We start from the raw sequence: 16972 nt of genomic DNA on the forward strand, positions 1-16972 counted from the left end.
AGGTTCTGGTTTTCAGGCGAGGAAGTCCTCGTCATCATCGGTTGCGAAATCAGACTCGGCAGATGCCTTGCCACCAAGAGGATCACCGTCGCGCACCTTCTGCAGGTTGTTCAGACCGCAGGCGATGCCTTTATTGCCATTGCTGTTAAATGCATAGAAGCTGATGCTGGCACGACCGTACACACCGGAGTAGACCTCGGAACGGGTTAGAATCGGATTGCGGTCGACATCCACAATGCCGGGTGCCGTGGTTGCATTGGCGTTGATAAAGTAGGAGTTGGCGTAGGCTTCGTCGTCCGGACGTTCTGCATCACCATCACGAAGGGGTGTCTTGAGCGCCGCCAGCGGAGGCACTGTCTTACCGTTGCCCTTGAGCTTTGACTCACCCTCGTGGTAAGCCGCTTCGATAGCTGCCTTGATTTTTGCGACCGTCTTAGTATCGGACTTGGGGATTATGAGGCTGACGGAGAACTTCGGTGTACCGCCGTTGATACTTTTGGGCTCCCAGACGTTTGCATAAGACCAGCGGGTGTTGGGACCAGTGATAACCTTCATTGGGTTGTTGACTTTCGTAGTGCTGTTATTCATAATCGTTTTCCTCCATAAAATCATTTTTGGCTGTGTTCATCGCCGGGCGTTTATCGCTCTCCGGCACGAGCGTGGGTTTGCCCTGTGGCTTCTCTATATAGGTCGCGAGGAGTTCGTCAAAACGGGATTTTCCGAGCAACTTCTGCATAGCGGTGACGCCCAAAACCTTGTGCTCATAAGGGTCAAAGCCAGCGTCAGTGACCACACCAGCGACTACCGTTTCATTTGTGTACCTGCGGTTCGAGCGGCCTTCGACCAGTTTCCAACCGTTCCACTTCTTACCGCTGATTGCCTGTTGAAGTGCGTATTCCTTAATGTCAGCTGCCCAGGTCACAAGATCGTCGGCGCGAACGAGGATTTCCTCGACTTCTTCATCAGTCAGCAGCGGCGGGAGCTTAAAGTCGTAACGAGCGAGCTCCATATTGGCATCTGCTCTGGCTCGGCATTCGTGTTTTGCTTTACAGAAGCCGCACCACTCACCGCACAGGAAGTTGCCGTCACCTGCGAAAGCAAGGTCAGCAGTGGGTTTTAGCACCTCATCTGCCCAGCGGTAAAGCTCGTCTTTTGAGATTTCGTAAGTACTGACATTGTCACGTCGGGGTTGATAGATGGTCATTCGTACCGAGTTGATGTCGTAGATACCATCAAACAGCTCAAGAGCGCCGAGCGCGTAACACTGCATCTGCGGGTTTTCCTCTGCACTTACGAGCACGCCCAGACCATGTTTGTAGTCAATGATCTGCAAGGTGCCGTCTGCGATGATGATGCAGTCGGCTGTGCCGAAGCCGGACTCTACCCAGCGGGAAAAGTCCACACGCTGTTCGATGAGAACAACAGGATCAGCGCAGGTCTGCTTTGCCGCTTCTACCTGTTCGAGTACATAAGCGGCGTATCCGGCGGCGCAGTCGTTCATTTCCTCGTTGAACCATATTAGGTTTTCGGTTGGGTCGGTTGCTTCCATGCCTAGTGCTTGGCGGAGTCTGAACTCACAAAGCGCGTGGGCATCAGTACCCTCGGCTGCATAATTACTGCCCTTGTCATCGTAGCTCTCACAGAGCCGAGCGGACGGTGGGCAGTGCAGCCAGCGGTCCGAGCTGGATGCGGAGAGAATAGCGTGTCCTTTAGGTGGCATCGGTCAATCCCTCCACATCTGCAAGTAGCGCCTTGTAGTTTGCCGGGTCAACGCCCGACAGCTTGTCGGCACAGTACTTCTGGAGCAGAGAGCGAATCTGAGCAGTGAAGCCCGCGCGGGACTTGTCTGCAAGAACAGCCCTGACCGCTTCCAGCGTTAGCACTGGCTCGGCAGGTGCGGCTTCCGGCTTCGACTCAAAGTTGCTGAACTGCTCTGCCAGCCAGTTAGCTGCGTCGTTGATAGCAGCAGCACACCTGCGCAGTTCTTCGATTGTCGCGGACATCTCGCTCACTTTGCTCATCTGCTTTTCCTCCTTCCGTGGGTTTGCTTTGGGCGGCGAGGATAGAAAGATTTCTCGCCAGCCTCTTGGACACGACACTGATCGCAAGCAAAGTGTCGATCAGTTCCTCGTCGGTGTCGTTCATTTGTCTTTTGTCGTTCATAAGGCTTCCTCCAATCTGGGGACTTGTTGTTTTCCTGTCCTCACTACCCACTGGAAAAAAGGAGGCCTATCGTACAAAAAATCTGAAAAATATTTTTGCCCTCTGCCATAAAGCTCTGGCAGAGGGCAAAACCGTGTGATTATTTGAGGCCTAATATACGTTTACGAAGCTGGTCGAGCACCTGCTTTTCACGGTAGACGGCTTTGGACTTGTACCAGTCGCCACCGAATTCTCGCCTTAGGGTATCTGCGATTTCAGTCTTAGAGCTGCCCTCCATAATTAGTTCGCAGATGCGGTTGCCCTCGGGGTCACGCTCCGACAACTCGTCGAGAAGCTGTTCAAGCAGAAGCCTGTCCACAAGGATGTCGGAAAAGTTACCGGTCGGGTCCACAATTGTATCGATAAGGCTGAACCCATCGCCGTCAGCATTTTCCATCGGTGCGTCGAGCGAGATAGTGTTTCCGGCTGCACGATATTCGCAGGTGGCACAGTCGCTATCGCAGATCCAGAGTTTTGACTTGGGGCATACGCATTGACCGTTCTTTTGCGCTTCCTTCTGTAAGCGCCAGATGGGGCGGTAGTATTCGCTGTAGATTTCCTCAGTTACGGGCACCCACTGTTTAGTGCTGCGGATGTAGATTTTGCGTTGATTGACCTGATTTTTCATATTTGTTTCCTCCTTGATTTGCCGCCGAGTGTTGACGGTGGAGGAAACAAAAAGAGGGTCTGCATACGATGTACACAGACCCGTTTCCGCTGAAAATGAGCGCACGAAACTAAGGTGGTGGCACATCGGCGCTTCAGAGACGGTCTTTATCACCGCTCCCGAAACCTCTATGTAACCTCCACCGCTTAATGGCCATCTCAGCGATGTTGATGTATTTTCAGAGCCGAATAATCCGCGGCTCTTGCGGACTGTTTGTCCTCAGTTGTGAGAGATTACCTGGGACCTTAAGGTCGGTTATCTGGGGGGATATTGATTTGCTCGCTTTGATTTATCTTTTTTGGTCTTATCTTGTAATCTTTCGCTTACTACTGTATAATGAAATGTGATTAAGTATGGATAAGTTGTTTTTAGCGAGATTGTAAATTAACTAGCGTAATTAAGTAGGGCTAAATCAAGTTCTACAGGATCAGCCTTGCTTGTACAATGCGGTAAATCATGTCCTCCCTTACAAAATAATTTTAGAAGATTTTATTCTTACCATCACCGACTGGGGGTTGGACATTATTCGGACAGATTAGGACATTATTCCGACAATTCGGACAAGCATATAAATCAATTGATATGAGAGGGATGCAAGGGTGAGATATACAGATTTTTTCTCAAAATTTTATATGGGTAGAAGCTCCAGCGGCATCCTTGGACATAAATCCAAAGAAAAGATACCTGAATATTTCATGAAGGCTGCTTTGATTGAGGATTGTTATGATCGCTTACCGACATCTAGTAGCTCATACGGCAAATGGTTTGATGGCACACGTAGTCCAGAAAACGTGATATGGGGATTAGTTGTCTCCAACTTTAACGAAGAGGGCTTTATCGATAAAGTTACAAGGGACCTGAACGATAGCGTATTGCGTAATATCATGGTCAGCTTCAAAATTGAACTGGACGAAGGAGAAGCTCCAGATAAACGTCTTTTTGCCTATGCTTTGGCTAAACAGTTTTATGCGATTGCCCAGGGAAATGGTAATGCCGATGATGTAGTCGAGCATTTTTACAAGCCAGATGCCCATATAATTTCTTTTCCTGAGTATGCAGATAGAACAAAATCAAAGTATGAAAAAACAGAAACGCCCTTCTCGGATGGAGAAGAGCGTTTGTTAGAAGATGTTTATGTTTGTAATATATTGAGCAGTCGACTTACAGATACGAAGAATAGGCACAGTAGGACTCAAGAAAAAACTATTCTGAACGCCAATCTAGACTTAATAGCAGAGTACTCAAAGAAAGTCATCCTCGTTGCAAACGGAGGAATTGGTAAATCTATGATGCTTCAGCATCTGTTTCTTGAATCCATCCAAAATCATATGGATACAGGGATTCTTCCTATCATGATTGAGCTTCGCGACTTCAGTGAAAACAACGATTTGTTTAATGATTATATTGTAAAGACAGCTGGTACATTTGATAGAAATCTTACTAATAGAAAAATGGACGAACTTATGTCATCTGGTAAATGCCAGATATTAATGGATGGTGCTGATGAAATTGACCCTTCAGATATAAATGCCTTTCAGCGACAAATAGTTGAACTTGCTGATAGATACCCTTATAACCAGTATGTTATAGCGTCGCGAGAGTGTGATGTAATAAAGGCTGTCAAGGGTTTCTCTAAGCTATATCTTCGCCCATTTAATAGAGAACAATCGTCTACCTTAATTAACAATCTATTAGCGGATTCTGAAGATGAGGCTATAAGGGATAAGATTATAAATTATTTAGAGAGTGAATACCTCCAAAAGCATAAGGTTTTTGCTTCAAATCCAATGCTGTTGACTTTCGTAATCATGAAATATCCGATTGTAGATCCTTTTGAAGGTAAAAAGAGATTATTCTATAGAACTGTATATGATGCGATTGTGTGTGGCCATGATGAGGAGAAGAAAGGTTATTCACGAGTGTTTAGAAGTGCACAGAATGCTGAGGAGTTCACGAAGGTATTTAGGGAGTTTTGTGCTGTCACATACATAAAGCATGAAGTGGAGTTCGACCTCGATACATTTGATGAGTACTTCAGTAATCTTGTTACTAAGGATACACTTGAAAATCCGAAAATTATGACCAGTAAAAATTTCATCTACGATGCTTGTGCAGCAGCATGCATGATGTACGAAGAAGATATAAAACTCATTTACATTGATCCTGGTTTTCAGGAATACCTTTTTGCTCAGTACTATTTTTTAGCTGCTCCCGAAGAATTGGAAACGCTTGGACGTACTCTCTGGGATGTATCCATAACTGATTTTGATGGATATGATGCCTTTGAAATGCTATACGAATTTTCAACAGAAAAATTTGAGAGATATTTTCTTAAACCATACCTACATAACATCTTCAACAGTAAATCTGAAATTATTGAGTTTATATCTTTCCTACGATATGGGTATAGAGAGTTCGAGTACCAGGTTATTGACACTGAAATGGTAGCTGTATATTCATCGAAAAATAGCGCTGAGTGGATTCACCTGAAACCTATTATTGTAGAACCATCAAGTATCATTTTTTCAATCTTGTTGCAACGACTGGATATTTCAAGGTTTTTGTGTTTGTCTGTCTTCGAAAATGCATTAAACTATCCAGAATTTATGACGGCAGGAATATTTGGAGAGCATTATTTCGATCCACAGGATAACAAAAAGAAAATCATTCCTCGTAGATTGCTACGGCAGGATACTAACGATTTGCAAGCATACGAGAGAACACATTCGGTGGAGAATTATGTTCGCGATGATGATCAACGTCTCGTATGTTTTGGATACGAATATAAAGTTGACTTTGATAAAGTACTCGAAGAACCAGAAGACTACAGCGCATTAATCAATATTTTAAAAACTCCGGAAGAAGATGTATGGAAGGCCTTTTGTAAGGTAAAAGGATGTTATGAAGAGCTAATAAAAAAATATGGTGATTGATTCTTAGGAAGGGAGCTCTGTTGAAAATGAAAAACAGTAAATTAAATGACACTGAACGGTGGTTGAGCCTTGAGGAAATTTCAAAGCATGTAGGTTGTAGTAAAGATACAATTAGAGCTTGGATAAAAAAAGGGGTAATACCATATCACAAAGTTGGTAGGTTATATAAATTCAGGATATCTGAAGTTGACTCTTGGATTGAGAGTGGAGCTAGCGCTGACGCAGATAAGAATAACAAATTGGAGGGTACGAATCATGAATGATATGAAAAAAGAGCAAGAGCGCGAGGAGTTACATCGTGCCATATGGGCAATCGCAGATAATTTGCGTGGCGCAGTAGATGGATGGGATTTTAAGAATTATGTACTGGGGACAATGTTCTACCGATATATTTCGGAAAATCTGACCGCATATATTAACAAAGGCGAAATTGAAGCAGGAAATACCGACTTTGATTATGCAAAACTTTCAGATGAAGAGGCTGAAGAAGCACGTGCCGATCTGGTGCAGGAAAAAGGGTTCTTCATATTACCCAGTGAACTTTTCTGCAATGTCAGAGCTAGGGCGATGCTTGACGACAATCTAAACGAAACACTAGATCGTGTATTCAATAACATCGAAGAGTCTGCAAAGGGCGGCGCATCTGAAAATAGTTTTGCTGGCCTTTTTGATGACTTCGATGTCAATAGCAATAAGCTTGGAAGCACTGTTGCAAAGAGAAATGAAAGACTTGCAAAACTTCTTGATGGTGTAGCAGCGATGAACCTTGGTTCTGTTAAGGACCACGACATCGATGCTTTTGGAGATGCTTATGAATACTTGATGACTATGTATGCATCCAATGCAGGAAAATCAGGTGGTGAGTTTTTTACTCCTGCTGATGTCTCAGAACTGCTCACACGTCTTGGTACGGTTGGGAAGAAAACTCTTAACAAAGTGTATGACCCAGCTTGCGGTTCCGGCTCGTTGTTACTTAAAGCTGTGAAAATTCTTGGCAAGGATGCAGTTACAACAGGATTCTATGGTCAGGAAATAAATATAACTACCTATAACCTTTGCCGTATCAATATGTTTCTGCATGATATCGGATTTGATAAGTTTGATGTAGCGTGCGAGGATACCCTGACAAACCCCCAGCACTGGGATGATGAGCCGTTTGAACTGATCGTTTCAAATCCTCCCTACTCCATCAAGTGGGCTGGTGATGAGAACCCTCTACTTATAAACGACCCTCGTTTTTCACCTGCCGGCGTGCTTGCTCCCAAGAGCAAGGCAGACCTTGCATTTATCATGCACAGCCTTTCTTGGCTTGCACCGAATGGAACGGCTGCCATTGTTTGCTTTCCCGGTGTTATGTACCGTGGTGGTGCGGAACAAAAAATTCGTCAATATTTAGTTGATAACAATTATGTTGACTGCATTATTCAACTGCCTAGCAACTTGTTTTTCGGCACAAGTATTGCCACCTGCATTATGGTGATGAAGAAAAACAAGAACGATAACAAGACCCTGTTTATTGATGCAAGCAACGAATGTATTAAGGTTACCAACAACAATAAATTAACTCCCGAAAACATCGAGCGCATTGTAAACACATTTGCAAATCGTAAGGAAATCAAGCATTTTTCACATCTTGCAAGCTATGACGAAATAGTTGAAAAGGATTATAATCTTTCAGTTTCTACCTATGTGGAGACAGAGGATACCCGTGAAAAGATAGATATTCTTAAGCTGAATGCCGAGATTGAAAAAATTGTAGCACGAGAGGATGAACTGCGTGCAGCCATTCGCAACATCATCAGGGAAATCGAGGTGAGAGAATGAGTAAGTTAGAGGAATTGATTGCCAAGCTTTGTCCTGATGGGGTGGAGTATCGACCACTCGAACAATGCTGCAATATTCTTGACAGAAAAAGAAAACCAGTTACAAAGTCAGCACGTGAGCGGGGCAAATATCCATATTACGGCGCAAATGGAATTCAAGACTATGTATCTGACTATATTTTTGATGGCACCTTTGTTTTAGTTGGTGAAGATGGTAGTGTAATCACAAAAGCCGGAACTCCTGTCGTTACATGGGCAACAGGTAAAATATGGGTCAATAATCATGCTCATATAATCGAAGAAATTCATGGCGTTTTATTGCGATATTTGTTCTATTTTATTCAAACTGTCAATGTTACGCCGCTTATTCATGGAAACATTCCTAAACTAACAGGCGGTGACTTTAAGGCTATAGCTATCCCCGTCCCACCACTACCGGTGCAGGAGGAAATTGTTCGGATACTGGACAATTTCACGGAGCTTACAGCGGAGCTTACGGCGGAGCTTACGGCGAGAAAGAAGCAGTATGAGTATTATACTGACTTTTTGATGAGCTTTGGCGATAATGTTAAGATGGTAACTCTTGGTGAGATTGGCTCAGTAAAAATGTGTAAAAGAATTTTGAAATCTCAAACAAATACATCAGACGGAGTTCCATTCTATAAAATAGGAACATTTGGAAAAGAACCTGATGCATATATCTCAAAAGAATTGTTCGATGAATATAGGGAAAAATATCCTTACCCTAAGAAGGGTGACATTTTGATTTCTTGCTCTGGAACAATAGGAAGAACTGTTGTATTTGACGGATCACCAGCTTACTTTCAAGATTCAAACATTGTATGGCTTGAACACGATGAAACAATTGTTAATAATAAATATTTGCTATATTGTTATAAAAAACAGCCGTGGCAAATATCTACGGGTGGAACTATTGCTCGTCTATATAACGATAATATACTTAAAGCTAAAATCCCTGTTCCACCCCTCGCTGAACAACAACGCATTGTTGACATCCTTGACCGTTTTGACACCCTTTGCAACGACATTTCAAGCGGTCTCCCTGCTGAAATTGAGGCTCGACAAAAGCAATATGAGTACTATCGTGATAAACTTTTGACCTTTAAGGAACTATCGTAAAAGGAGGCGAATGATATGCCATATTTTAATATTGTAGCTGAGACCAACGAAAATACCGTGGTCACAGAATATAAGCCCGTCAAGGCTCGCTCGGATAGCTACCAGAGTGAAGAGGCTTTAGAAAAAGAGTTTATTCGCCTGCTTTGTGAACAAGGATATGAGTATTTGCCAATCCACACAGAAACGGACCTAATTACAAACCTTCGCAATAAGTTGGAGGAATTGAATAATTACAGCTTCTCCGATAGCGAGTGGGAGCGGTTCTTTGCCGATTGCATTGCCAATAAAAATGACGATATTGTAGAAAAAACTCGAAAAATTCAAGATGATTACGTTCAGGTTCTAAAGCGAGACGACGCCCTCTCAAAGAACATCATGTTGATTGATAAGAAAAACATACATAACAACAGGCTTCAAGTTATCAACCAGTATGTTAATGGTAAAGAAGAGGGTGCAAAATATGATAACCGCTATGATGTGACCATTCTTGTAAATGGTTTACCATTGGTTCATATCGAGCTAAAACGCAGAGGCGTTGCTATACGTGAAGCCTTCAATCAAATAAATCGTTATCAGAGAGATTCGTTTTGGGCAGGGTGCGGTCTTTTTGAATATGTGCAGATTTTTGTCATTTCCAACGGAACGAATACCAAGTATTACTCTAATAGTACACGCTTCAATGCCATTAAGGATGCAAATTCGGGTAAATCAAAAAAAGGTAAAACCAGTAATAGCTTTGAGTTTACCTCTTTTTGGGCTGATGCAAATAATAAAGTAATTCCTGATTTAATTGACTTTACAAAAACCTTTTTTGCTAAACACACACTGTTAAATATTTTAACAAAGTATTGCGTTTTTACCGCAGAGAACATGCTTATGGTTATGCGTCCTTATCAAATAACAGCCACAGAACGAATTCTAAATCGAATTGAGATCGCTCATAATTACAAGAAATATGGGGATATTGCCGGAGGAGGTTATATTTGGCATACTACTGGTTCAGGCAAGACATTGACCTCCTTCAAAGCGGCAAGACTGGCTTCTCAGCTTCCTTTTATTGACAAGGTGCTTTTTGTGGTCGACCGCAAAGATCTTGACTATCAGACGATGAAGGAATATGACCGCTTTGAAAAAGGAGCCGCTAACAGCAACACATCAACGGCTATTCTTGCAAAACAGCTGGGAGATAAAAAGTCCCATATCATTATTACAACCATTCAAAAACTGTCTACTTTCATTAAGAAAAATAAGGAGCATCCGGTTTATAACAAACAGGTAGTCATTATATTTGACGAATGCCATCGCAGTCAGTTCGGAGATATGCATTCCGCAATCGTAAATAGCTTTAAAAAGTACTATATATTTGGGTTTACAGGAACGCCAATCTTTCCTATTAATTCGGGTTCAACCAGGAACGGCAAGATTTTAACCACCGAGCAGACTTTCGGTGATCAACTCCATACATATACCATTGTGGATGCAATCAACGACAAGAATGTATTGCCTTTCCGCGTGGACTATATCAAAACCATGGACACCGAGCGGGATATTGATGATGAGCAAGTATGGGACATTGACCGAGAAAAAGCATTTATGGCCCCACAGCGAATTTCTCTCGTCACTAAATACATTTTAGATCATTTTGATCAGAAAACTTACCGTGGAGATAAATCCTACATATTTAATCAACTTACCAACATTTCTGATGTTGCATCTGCAGAAAGAGGTGCTGTTGAAGAAATAAAGCAAAAGCAACGCATTAGTGGATTCAACTCAATATTTGCAGTTGCTTCTGTACCGATGGCAAAGTTGTATTATGATGAGTTTCGCAAACAGATGAACGCAGACCCAACCAAACAGCTAAAGATTGCTGTTATCTATAGTTTTGCTCAAAATGAAGAAGAAGCTGACGGCATCCTTGAAGAGGAAAATCCTGAAGATACCTCTGCTCTGGATAAGAGTTCCCGCGACTTTCTAGAAGAAGCAATCCTTGATTATAACACGATGTTTCATACGAATTACGACACATCATCGGACAAGTTCCAAAACTATTATAAGGACGTGTCTCTTCGGATGAAGAATAAGGAACTCGACCTTCTGATTGTGGTCAATATGTTCCTTACTGGTTTTGACGCAACAACTTTAAACACGCTATGGGTGGATAAAAACCTTAAAATGCACGGATTAATCCAAGCCTTTAGTCGCACAAATCGTATTCTGAACAGCATTAAGACATTTGGTAATATTGTGTGCTTCCGTAGTCTGCAAAAACGTGTTGATAAAGCTATCTCCCTGTTTGGGGACAAAAACGCAGGCGGAATTGTCCTGCTGCGCAGCTTCAAAGATTACTACGAGGGATATATCTCTGATGATAAACATATACCGGGCTATGTTGATATGATTGAAGAACTCTCTGACAAGTTTCCAATATCTGATTCGCAGATTATTGGTGAGCAAAACCAGAAAGATTTTATCTCTTTGTTCGGTTCAATTTTACGTATGAGAAATCTACTCTCCTCCTTCGATGAATTTACTGGGAAAGAGATAATTACCGAGCGGGATCTACAGGATTACCTTGGTAGATACCAAGATTTGAGAGACGAGTGGAAACGAAAACGCGAAAGCGGAGAAAGAACCGATATCATTGACGATATCGTATTTGAAGTTGAGCTTATTAAACAAATTGAAATTAACATTGACTACATCCTCATGCTGGTGAAAAAGTATCATGATACCCATTGTGAGGACAAAGAAGTTCTGATTACCATAAAGAAGGCAATTGATGCAAGTCCGGAGCTTCGAAGCAAAAAACAGCTGATAGAGACGTTTATCGCCGGAATCAATGATGTGGACGATGTTATGAATGAATGGAATGGCTTCGTTGCTCAGCAGCGTGAGAATGACCTTGTCGCACTCATTCAAGAAGAAAAGCTGAAACCTGAGGAAACACGTATTTTCTTAGAGAACTCATTCCGAGAAGGCGAAATAAAGACTGTCGGCACTGATATTGATAGAATCATGCCGCCACTGAGCCGTTTTGGTGGTGGAAATCGAGCTATAAAAAAGCAGACAGTCATTGATAAATTGAAAAACTTTTTTGAGAAATATTTTGGAATCGGTGGATCTGCTAAATTTACAGACCAATGAAGCATTGGAGGTACTAAGCAATCCACGACTCGATAAAAAAGGCGGTCAGATCTTCGCAGCAACTGCGCAGCAAAAAGGTACTAATCGAATCGCCTATTGCTTCGGCAGGAATCGCACTAATAATAAACAGAGCGTAATTGACTGCTCGTATTCTTTGAGAATTGTTTTGGAGTGGTGTAGAACGCTATACCAAAGGAGGATAACACAATGGATAACGCATATCAATGGGTGCCGTTTTACGAGGCACTCGCCGATAAATTGCTCACATACAGCAATAAACGGGATGAGCTCTTTGCTCTAATGAAAAAGCTTTCATCGGAGCAACCGCTGATGAAATACCTTCACTTTGAACGCGAAGACTGGTGGGGACCTCGTCGGCATCAAATCGATCCGTTTTCTGTGATTGGAGTTATGAATCGAGGGACAACAGACGCAAACCGTATTGTCTTAGCCAAGGTGCTCGCAAACGCATTTGACATACGGATGCCTGCGCCTACGCAGTTTGCTGGTATACCCGTACTCAATAACATGAATTCTTTTTTCAATGGAACAAGTGAATTATGGGAGTTGTTTTGCCTTGCAATAAAATCTGCGGAAACGGGTATGTTTTCAGACGAATTCAAAAAAGCATTCGATGACGCAATTGCAGTCAATGGAAATGGACTGGCTTATATTACGATGGGTTTGTATTGGATTCGGCCACATGTCTTTATGCCTCTCGATGGCAATTCGCGTGCTTATATTTCTACACATTACGGTGTATCTGCGCCAAGCGGACAATGTAGTGGTGAAGAATACGTAACTTTTTTGAATTCACTCAAAACGAAGATTCATGAGCAGGCACCCGACCTTACATTACCCGAAATTTCGTATACCGCTTGGACGAAGAAAGATGCCAATGCGCTCAATGGTGCAAGCGCAGCTACCGAAGCCGTTGATGAGAAACAGCAGCGGGCGGCATTTAAACAGTGGTATATGAATAATGTTGGTTCGTCTAATTCTGCTAATACCATCTCGACTGCTATCAGTAAAGCACGGCTTAAAAACGGACGAGCGGTGTTTGCTATTGCGGATTTCAACGAACTTGATTCTGTAATTAAGAGCAGCGGCCTTGAAGGGTATTTTCAAGCCAGCGGTGGCGATTACTCAAAGATGGATATAGTTTTTGATATTGATCCAGCTACTCAACGTGATGATTTGAAGAGTGGAATCAAGTATTATCTCAGTTTTCTTAAAAGCATAGGAGAGTTAAGCTCATCAAGCGGAGCAACAAGGCAGACAGGCGGGGTTAAAATGGCAAAAAACATAATTCTCTACGGAACCCCTGGAACAGGAAAAACTTATAGCACAGTGCAGTATGCTGTTGCAATCATAGAGGAGAAGTCGCTCACCGAGGTAAAATCTGAAGATTACGGAGAAGTGTTCAACCGTTACTTAAAATACAAAGAAGACGGACTAATCGCATTTACTACATTTCACCAGTCGTTCGGCTATGAAGAATTCATTGAGGGTATACGCCCGGTTGTGTCTTCAGAGGAAAATGCCGAATCGGTACGTGATATTGAATATGAGGTACACGACGGAGTTTTCAAGGCGTTTTGCAATAAAGCTGGAACACCCATTGGGGGCGGAACAAGCGTAGACTTAGGGATTGGTAAAAGCCCTACCGTCTGGAAGGTTTCACTTGAAGGTACAGGTGACAATCCCACTCGAACCGAATGTATGGAGAATAACCATATTCGTATCGGATGGGACAGCTACGGCGAAACCATATCCGATGCTACGGATTACAGTAAGGACGGCGGTAGTACTGTTCTGAACGCGTTTTACAACAGGATGCAAATCGGCGATATTGTTATGTCTTGTTATTCGAGCAAAACAATAGATGCTATTGGTGTTATTACTGGTGAACCAGAATGGCACGATGAGTATCAGCACTACAAACGGTTGCGTAATGTTAAGTGGCTAGTAAAGGGCATTAACGAAGATATTGTCGATTTCAATGCCGGAAAAGCTATGACACTTTCATCTGTGTACAAGTTATCAGTATCCGTGTCAGATGCATTGCAAATACTGAGGAAGGTTAAGCCAAGCCTATTCACACAGAAGGTAAAAATTCCAAACCGTGTCTTTATCATTGATGAGATCAATCGAGGGAATATCTCTAAAATTTTCGGTGAACTGATTACCCTCATCGAGCCGTCAAAGCGTATTGGAGCAAGTGAACAACTACGCGCTCTTTTGCCATACTCGGGCCAGAATTTTGGTGTGCCGGATAACGTCTACATCATTGGCACGATGAACACCGCAGACCGTTCTATTGCAATGATAGACACCGCATTGCGACGTCGCTTTGAATTCATCGAGATGCAACCTGATTCTGCTACGCTTAAAGATGTTCTTGTTGACGGTATTGATATTGCTGAAATGCTTGATACCATCAACAAGCGTATAACCGTATTGCTGGATCGTGAACATACAATAGGGCATTCTTATTTACTTCCGCTCAAATCAGATCCGTCGATTGAAAATCTTGCGGCGATTTTTGAAAATAGAATAATTCCGCTTCTGCAAGAGTACTTCTACGACGATTACGAGAAGATCCAGCTTGTATTGGGTGACAACCAGAAGCCTGATGATAGTACCCGCTTCATTGTGAAAAAGGCTGATGTTGTTAAATTGTTTGGAAATGCGGATGTTGATTTCCCTGAGTATTATGAGGTTAATAGTGAAGCGTTTATGAGGATTGATGCCTATGCGTTCCTGTAATAAAACCTACACTATAACTGAATACGGTGGGTTTACACGCGGCACAGCCTCTTACGGGTACAAGGCATTACCAGAAAAAACGTTTGATGCGCTTGAAGCCTTTATTCTCGCCAATAATACTAATACGGAAACCGAGGCTGTCGAACTATTGTCTCTTTCTGCTCGTCGTGGTGTTGGGAAGATTATCACGGCCAAAAATTATGTCGGGCTGATAACAATGACTGATGGCACTGTCATAGAGATTCTTCCTAAAATAGTTGGAGGCGACATTACCGAGGGTGACACGAGGCGGATTTTCCTTGATATGCTAAAAGCACTGAAGGACGTGGCGTTTAAGGACTTTAATGTTTCGCATCTACATACCGATCGCCTGAGCCTTCTCGAAATATTTATAAAGATGTTCCTTGATGAGGTCACTATCCTAACGAAGCAAGGGATAAAAGCGGCATATACACCCATTGAAGCAAATGAGCGGTTTTATAAAGGGAAGCTTCTGGCTTCCCGGAATATTAAATACAATCTGGTTAACAAGGAACGATTTTTTGTCTGCTATGACGATTTCAACATAAACAGACCGGAGAACCGGCTGATCAAGTCCACACTCCTGTTTTTGCGTAATACTTCGCATGACGTGCGTAACCGCCAAAATGCCACGAGGTTGTTAACTTTCTTCGATGGTGTAGAGTATTCCGTTAGCTATGATTCTGATTTTACAAAGTGTTTTGTTGATCGTAGTATGCATCATTACGACAAGGCTTTGACCTGGTGTCGTGTTTTCTTAAAAGGAAATAGTTTTACCGCCTTTGCCGGAAGCGAGGTTGCGCTTGCTCTTCTTTTCCCAATGGAAAAGGTGTTTGAAAGTTTTGTTGCTGCGAAGTTTCGCAAGCACATTGGTAGTGGCGCTATCTTACGGACACAGGATGCCAGATATAGTCTGTTTGACAGTCCGGCCCGAGCCTTTTCCCTTCGTCCTGACATTGTGTTGGAATTTGATGGCCGCACGGTAGTTCTGGATACCAAATGGAAGCTACTCTCAGACAATGCCCGAAACAGCGGTATTTCACAAGCAGATATGTACCAGATGTATGCTTACGGCAAAAAATATGAAGCAGATAGAATTGTCTTGCTGTATCCCTATTCCGATGCTGTAAGAAAAACCGATATCAGGTATGCCTCCGATGACAATGTAAAGGTCGATGTTAACTTTGTTGACCTTAAGAATGTGGATGGCAGTATTTCAAAGCTATTAGTGGAGGTGTGCTAATGCCATTTACCATTGTCCGTCAGGACATAACAAGAATGAAGGTTGATGCTATCGTCAACGCTGCCAACACCGATCTGCAAATGGGTGGCGGTGTTTGTGGTGCTATATTCAAAGCGGCGGGAGAACTTGAACTCCAAGCCGCCTGTGATAAACTCGCCCCAATTAAGACTGGTGAGGCGGTGATTACGCCGGGGTTTGCCTTGCCTGCGAAGTACATCATCCATGCGGCGGGTCCCGTATACAGTCGAAATAACGCTGAGAAAAACGAGCAACTACTACGCTCTGCTTACATAAGTTCACTTCAGCTTGCCATTACGAACAAATGCAAAAGTATAGCCTTCCCGCTTATATCAAGTGGTATTTACGGATACCCCAAAGAAGAAGCCCTGCAAGTGGCTATTTCGGCAATACAGGACATCCTCGCTGACTACGATCTGGATGTGTACCTTGCCGTGTTCGATAAGGCGGCATTTGTTGTTAGCGAGGAATTGCTCGGCGAAGTTGCCAGTTACATTGACGAACACTATGTTGAGGAGCACAGAGTTGGACGGCGTGAATTGCTCGACGTCGAGCGTTCAGCCTTTGAAGAAGCTGACCTCGTAAGCTATAGCGCTCCGGTGCCGCAATTGGCCAAGCCGTCTGCCAGTGCACCAAGTGCAGGCTTTGACGAGTTGGTTGAAAATCTCGACGAACCGTTTTCGACTATGCTCCTGCGGCTGATTGATGCCAAGGGAAAGAAGGACGTGGAGGTATACAAACGCGCTAACATCGACCGTAAGTTGTTCTCCAAAATCAGAACAGGTAAAGGATATATGCCGAGTAAGCGCACCGCCATCGCTCTTGCTGTGGCTTTGGAGCTTACCCTTGATGAAACGGACGACCTTCTGGAGCGGGCTGGGTATGCGCTGTCCCACAGTCAAAAGTTTGATGTAATCGTCGAGTATTTTATAATTAATGGGAAATACGACATTTTCGAGATTAACGAGGTGCTGTTCAAATATGACCAACCGCTGTTGGGAGGGTAAGT

At 43.1% G+C, this 16972-nt stretch carries 13 protein-coding genes; 8 read left to right on the top strand and 5 right to left on the bottom strand.

The features are described from left to right. Nucleotides 1-12: 12 nt before the first annotated feature. The 5 genes from BLR50_RS05215 to BLR50_RS05235 all read right to left on the bottom strand — a co-directional run bounded on the left by BLR50_RS05215 (nt 13) and on the right by BLR50_RS05235 (nt 2830). Nucleotides 13-588 (bottom strand): DUF2815 family protein, encoded by a 576-nt coding sequence (locus BLR50_RS05215; RefSeq protein WP_092639260.1) that lies wholly within the window; start codon nt 586-588, stop codon nt 13-15. After that, nucleotides 581-1720: a DUF2800 domain-containing protein gene (locus tag BLR50_RS05220; protein WP_092639262.1), complete on the bottom strand. Its 1140-nt coding sequence runs from the start codon at nt 1718-1720 to the stop codon at nt 581-583. The genes BLR50_RS05215 and BLR50_RS05220 overlap by 8 nt, the downstream gene beginning before the upstream one ends. Continuing rightward, entirely contained in the window at nt 1710-2021 is a 312-nt protein-coding gene (locus BLR50_RS05225; RefSeq protein ID WP_092639264.1) for a DNA ligase, read from the bottom strand. Before BLR50_RS05225 ends, BLR50_RS05220 begins: the two co-directional genes overlap by 11 nt. Continuing rightward, complete coding sequence (locus BLR50_RS05230) at nt 1945-2163, bottom strand: hypothetical protein (RefSeq protein WP_092639266.1); 219 nt, start codon at nt 2161-2163, stop codon at nt 1945-1947. Before BLR50_RS05230 ends, BLR50_RS05225 begins: the two co-directional genes overlap by 77 nt. Before the next feature lie 139 nt (nt 2164-2302). Continuing rightward, a complete protein-coding gene (locus tag BLR50_RS05235) occupies nt 2303-2830 on the bottom strand; it encodes a hypothetical protein (RefSeq protein WP_092639268.1) in 528 nt (175 codons plus the stop codon). Nucleotides 2831-3468: 638 nt separating this feature from the next. Here BLR50_RS05235 and BLR50_RS05240 point away from each other — a divergent pair. The 8 genes from BLR50_RS05240 to BLR50_RS05275 all read left to right on the top strand — a co-directional run bounded on the left by BLR50_RS05240 (nt 3469) and on the right by BLR50_RS05275 (nt 16970). Further along, on the top strand, nt 3469-5802 hold the full coding sequence (locus BLR50_RS05240; RefSeq protein WP_092639270.1) for an NACHT domain-containing protein: 2334 nt from the start codon (nt 3469-3471) through the stop codon (nt 5800-5802). 26 nt (nt 5803-5828) lie between these two features. Next, on the top strand, nt 5829-6065 hold the full coding sequence (locus BLR50_RS05245) for a helix-turn-helix domain-containing protein (RefSeq protein ID WP_092639363.1): 237 nt from the start codon (nt 5829-5831) through the stop codon (nt 6063-6065). Next, on the top strand, nt 6058-7626 hold the full coding sequence (locus BLR50_RS05250) for a type I restriction-modification system subunit M (protein WP_205408666.1): 1569 nt from the start codon (nt 6058-6060) through the stop codon (nt 7624-7626). The genes BLR50_RS05245 and BLR50_RS05250 overlap by 8 nt, the downstream gene beginning before the upstream one ends. Continuing rightward, the gene (locus BLR50_RS05255) at nt 7623-8765 is read left to right on the top strand and encodes a restriction endonuclease subunit S (protein WP_092639272.1); all 1143 of its coding nucleotides are present in this window, start codon (nt 7623-7625) and stop codon (nt 8763-8765) included. The genes BLR50_RS05250 and BLR50_RS05255 overlap by 4 nt, the downstream gene beginning before the upstream one ends. Nucleotides 8766-8780: 15 nt before the next feature. Beyond that, nucleotides 8781-11912, top strand: a complete 3132-nt coding sequence (locus tag BLR50_RS05260) for a type I restriction endonuclease subunit R (protein WP_092639274.1) — start codon at nt 8781-8783, stop codon at nt 11910-11912. A gap of 207 nt (nt 11913-12119) precedes the next feature. Beyond that, nucleotides 12120-14681: an AAA family ATPase gene (locus BLR50_RS14690; protein ID WP_242871696.1), complete on the top strand. Its 2562-nt coding sequence runs from the start codon at nt 12120-12122 to the stop codon at nt 14679-14681. Next, complete coding sequence (locus tag BLR50_RS05270; RefSeq protein WP_162840325.1) at nt 14668-15945, top strand: McrC family protein; 1278 nt, start codon at nt 14668-14670, stop codon at nt 15943-15945. The genes BLR50_RS14690 and BLR50_RS05270 overlap by 14 nt, the downstream gene beginning before the upstream one ends. Next, entirely contained in the window at nt 15945-16970 is a 1026-nt protein-coding gene (locus BLR50_RS05275; RefSeq protein WP_092639278.1) for a macro domain-containing protein, read from the top strand. Before BLR50_RS05270 ends, BLR50_RS05275 begins: the two co-directional genes overlap by 1 nt. Nucleotides 16971-16972 lie beyond the last annotated feature (2 nt).

This window comes from Acetanaerobacterium elongatum (assembly GCF_900103835.1).
GTDB lineage: Bacteria > Bacillota > Clostridia > Oscillospirales > Ruminococcaceae > Acetanaerobacterium > Acetanaerobacterium elongatum.

Excerpts from the sequence above, each read along its gene's own strand:
- BLR50_RS05245 (WP_092639363.1), top strand. The coding sequence starts at position 5,829 with ATGAAAAACAGTAAATTAAATGACACTGAACGGTGGTTGAGCCTTGAG.
- BLR50_RS05230 (WP_092639266.1), bottom strand. The coding sequence starts at position 2,163 with ATGAACGACAAAAGACAAATGAACGACACCGACGAGGAACTGATCGAC.
- BLR50_RS05220 (WP_092639262.1), bottom strand. The coding sequence starts at position 1,720 with ATGCCACCTAAAGGACACGCTATTCTCTCCGCATCCAGCTCGGACCGC.
- BLR50_RS05225 (WP_092639264.1), bottom strand. The coding sequence starts at position 2,021 with ATGAGCAAAGTGAGCGAGATGTCCGCGACAATCGAAGAACTGCGCAGG.
- BLR50_RS05255 (WP_092639272.1), top strand. The coding sequence starts at position 7,623 with ATGAGTAAGTTAGAGGAATTGATTGCCAAGCTTTGTCCTGATGGGGTG.
- BLR50_RS05270 (WP_162840325.1), top strand. The coding sequence starts at position 14,668 with ATGCGTTCCTGTAATAAAACCTACACTATAACTGAATACGGTGGGTTT.
- BLR50_RS05215 (WP_092639260.1), bottom strand. The coding sequence starts at position 588 with ATGAATAACAGCACTACGAAAGTCAACAACCCAATGAAGGTTATCACT.
- BLR50_RS05260 (WP_092639274.1), top strand. The coding sequence starts at position 8,781 with ATGCCATATTTTAATATTGTAGCTGAGACCAACGAAAATACCGTGGTC.
- BLR50_RS14690 (WP_242871696.1), top strand. The coding sequence starts at position 12,120 with ATGGATAACGCATATCAATGGGTGCCGTTTTACGAGGCACTCGCCGAT.
- BLR50_RS05250 (WP_205408666.1), top strand. The coding sequence starts at position 6,058 with ATGAATGATATGAAAAAAGAGCAAGAGCGCGAGGAGTTACATCGTGCC.
- BLR50_RS05235 (WP_092639268.1), bottom strand. The coding sequence starts at position 2,830 with ATGAAAAATCAGGTCAATCAACGCAAAATCTACATCCGCAGCACTAAA.
- BLR50_RS05275 (WP_092639278.1), top strand. The coding sequence starts at position 15,945 with ATGCCATTTACCATTGTCCGTCAGGACATAACAAGAATGAAGGTTGAT.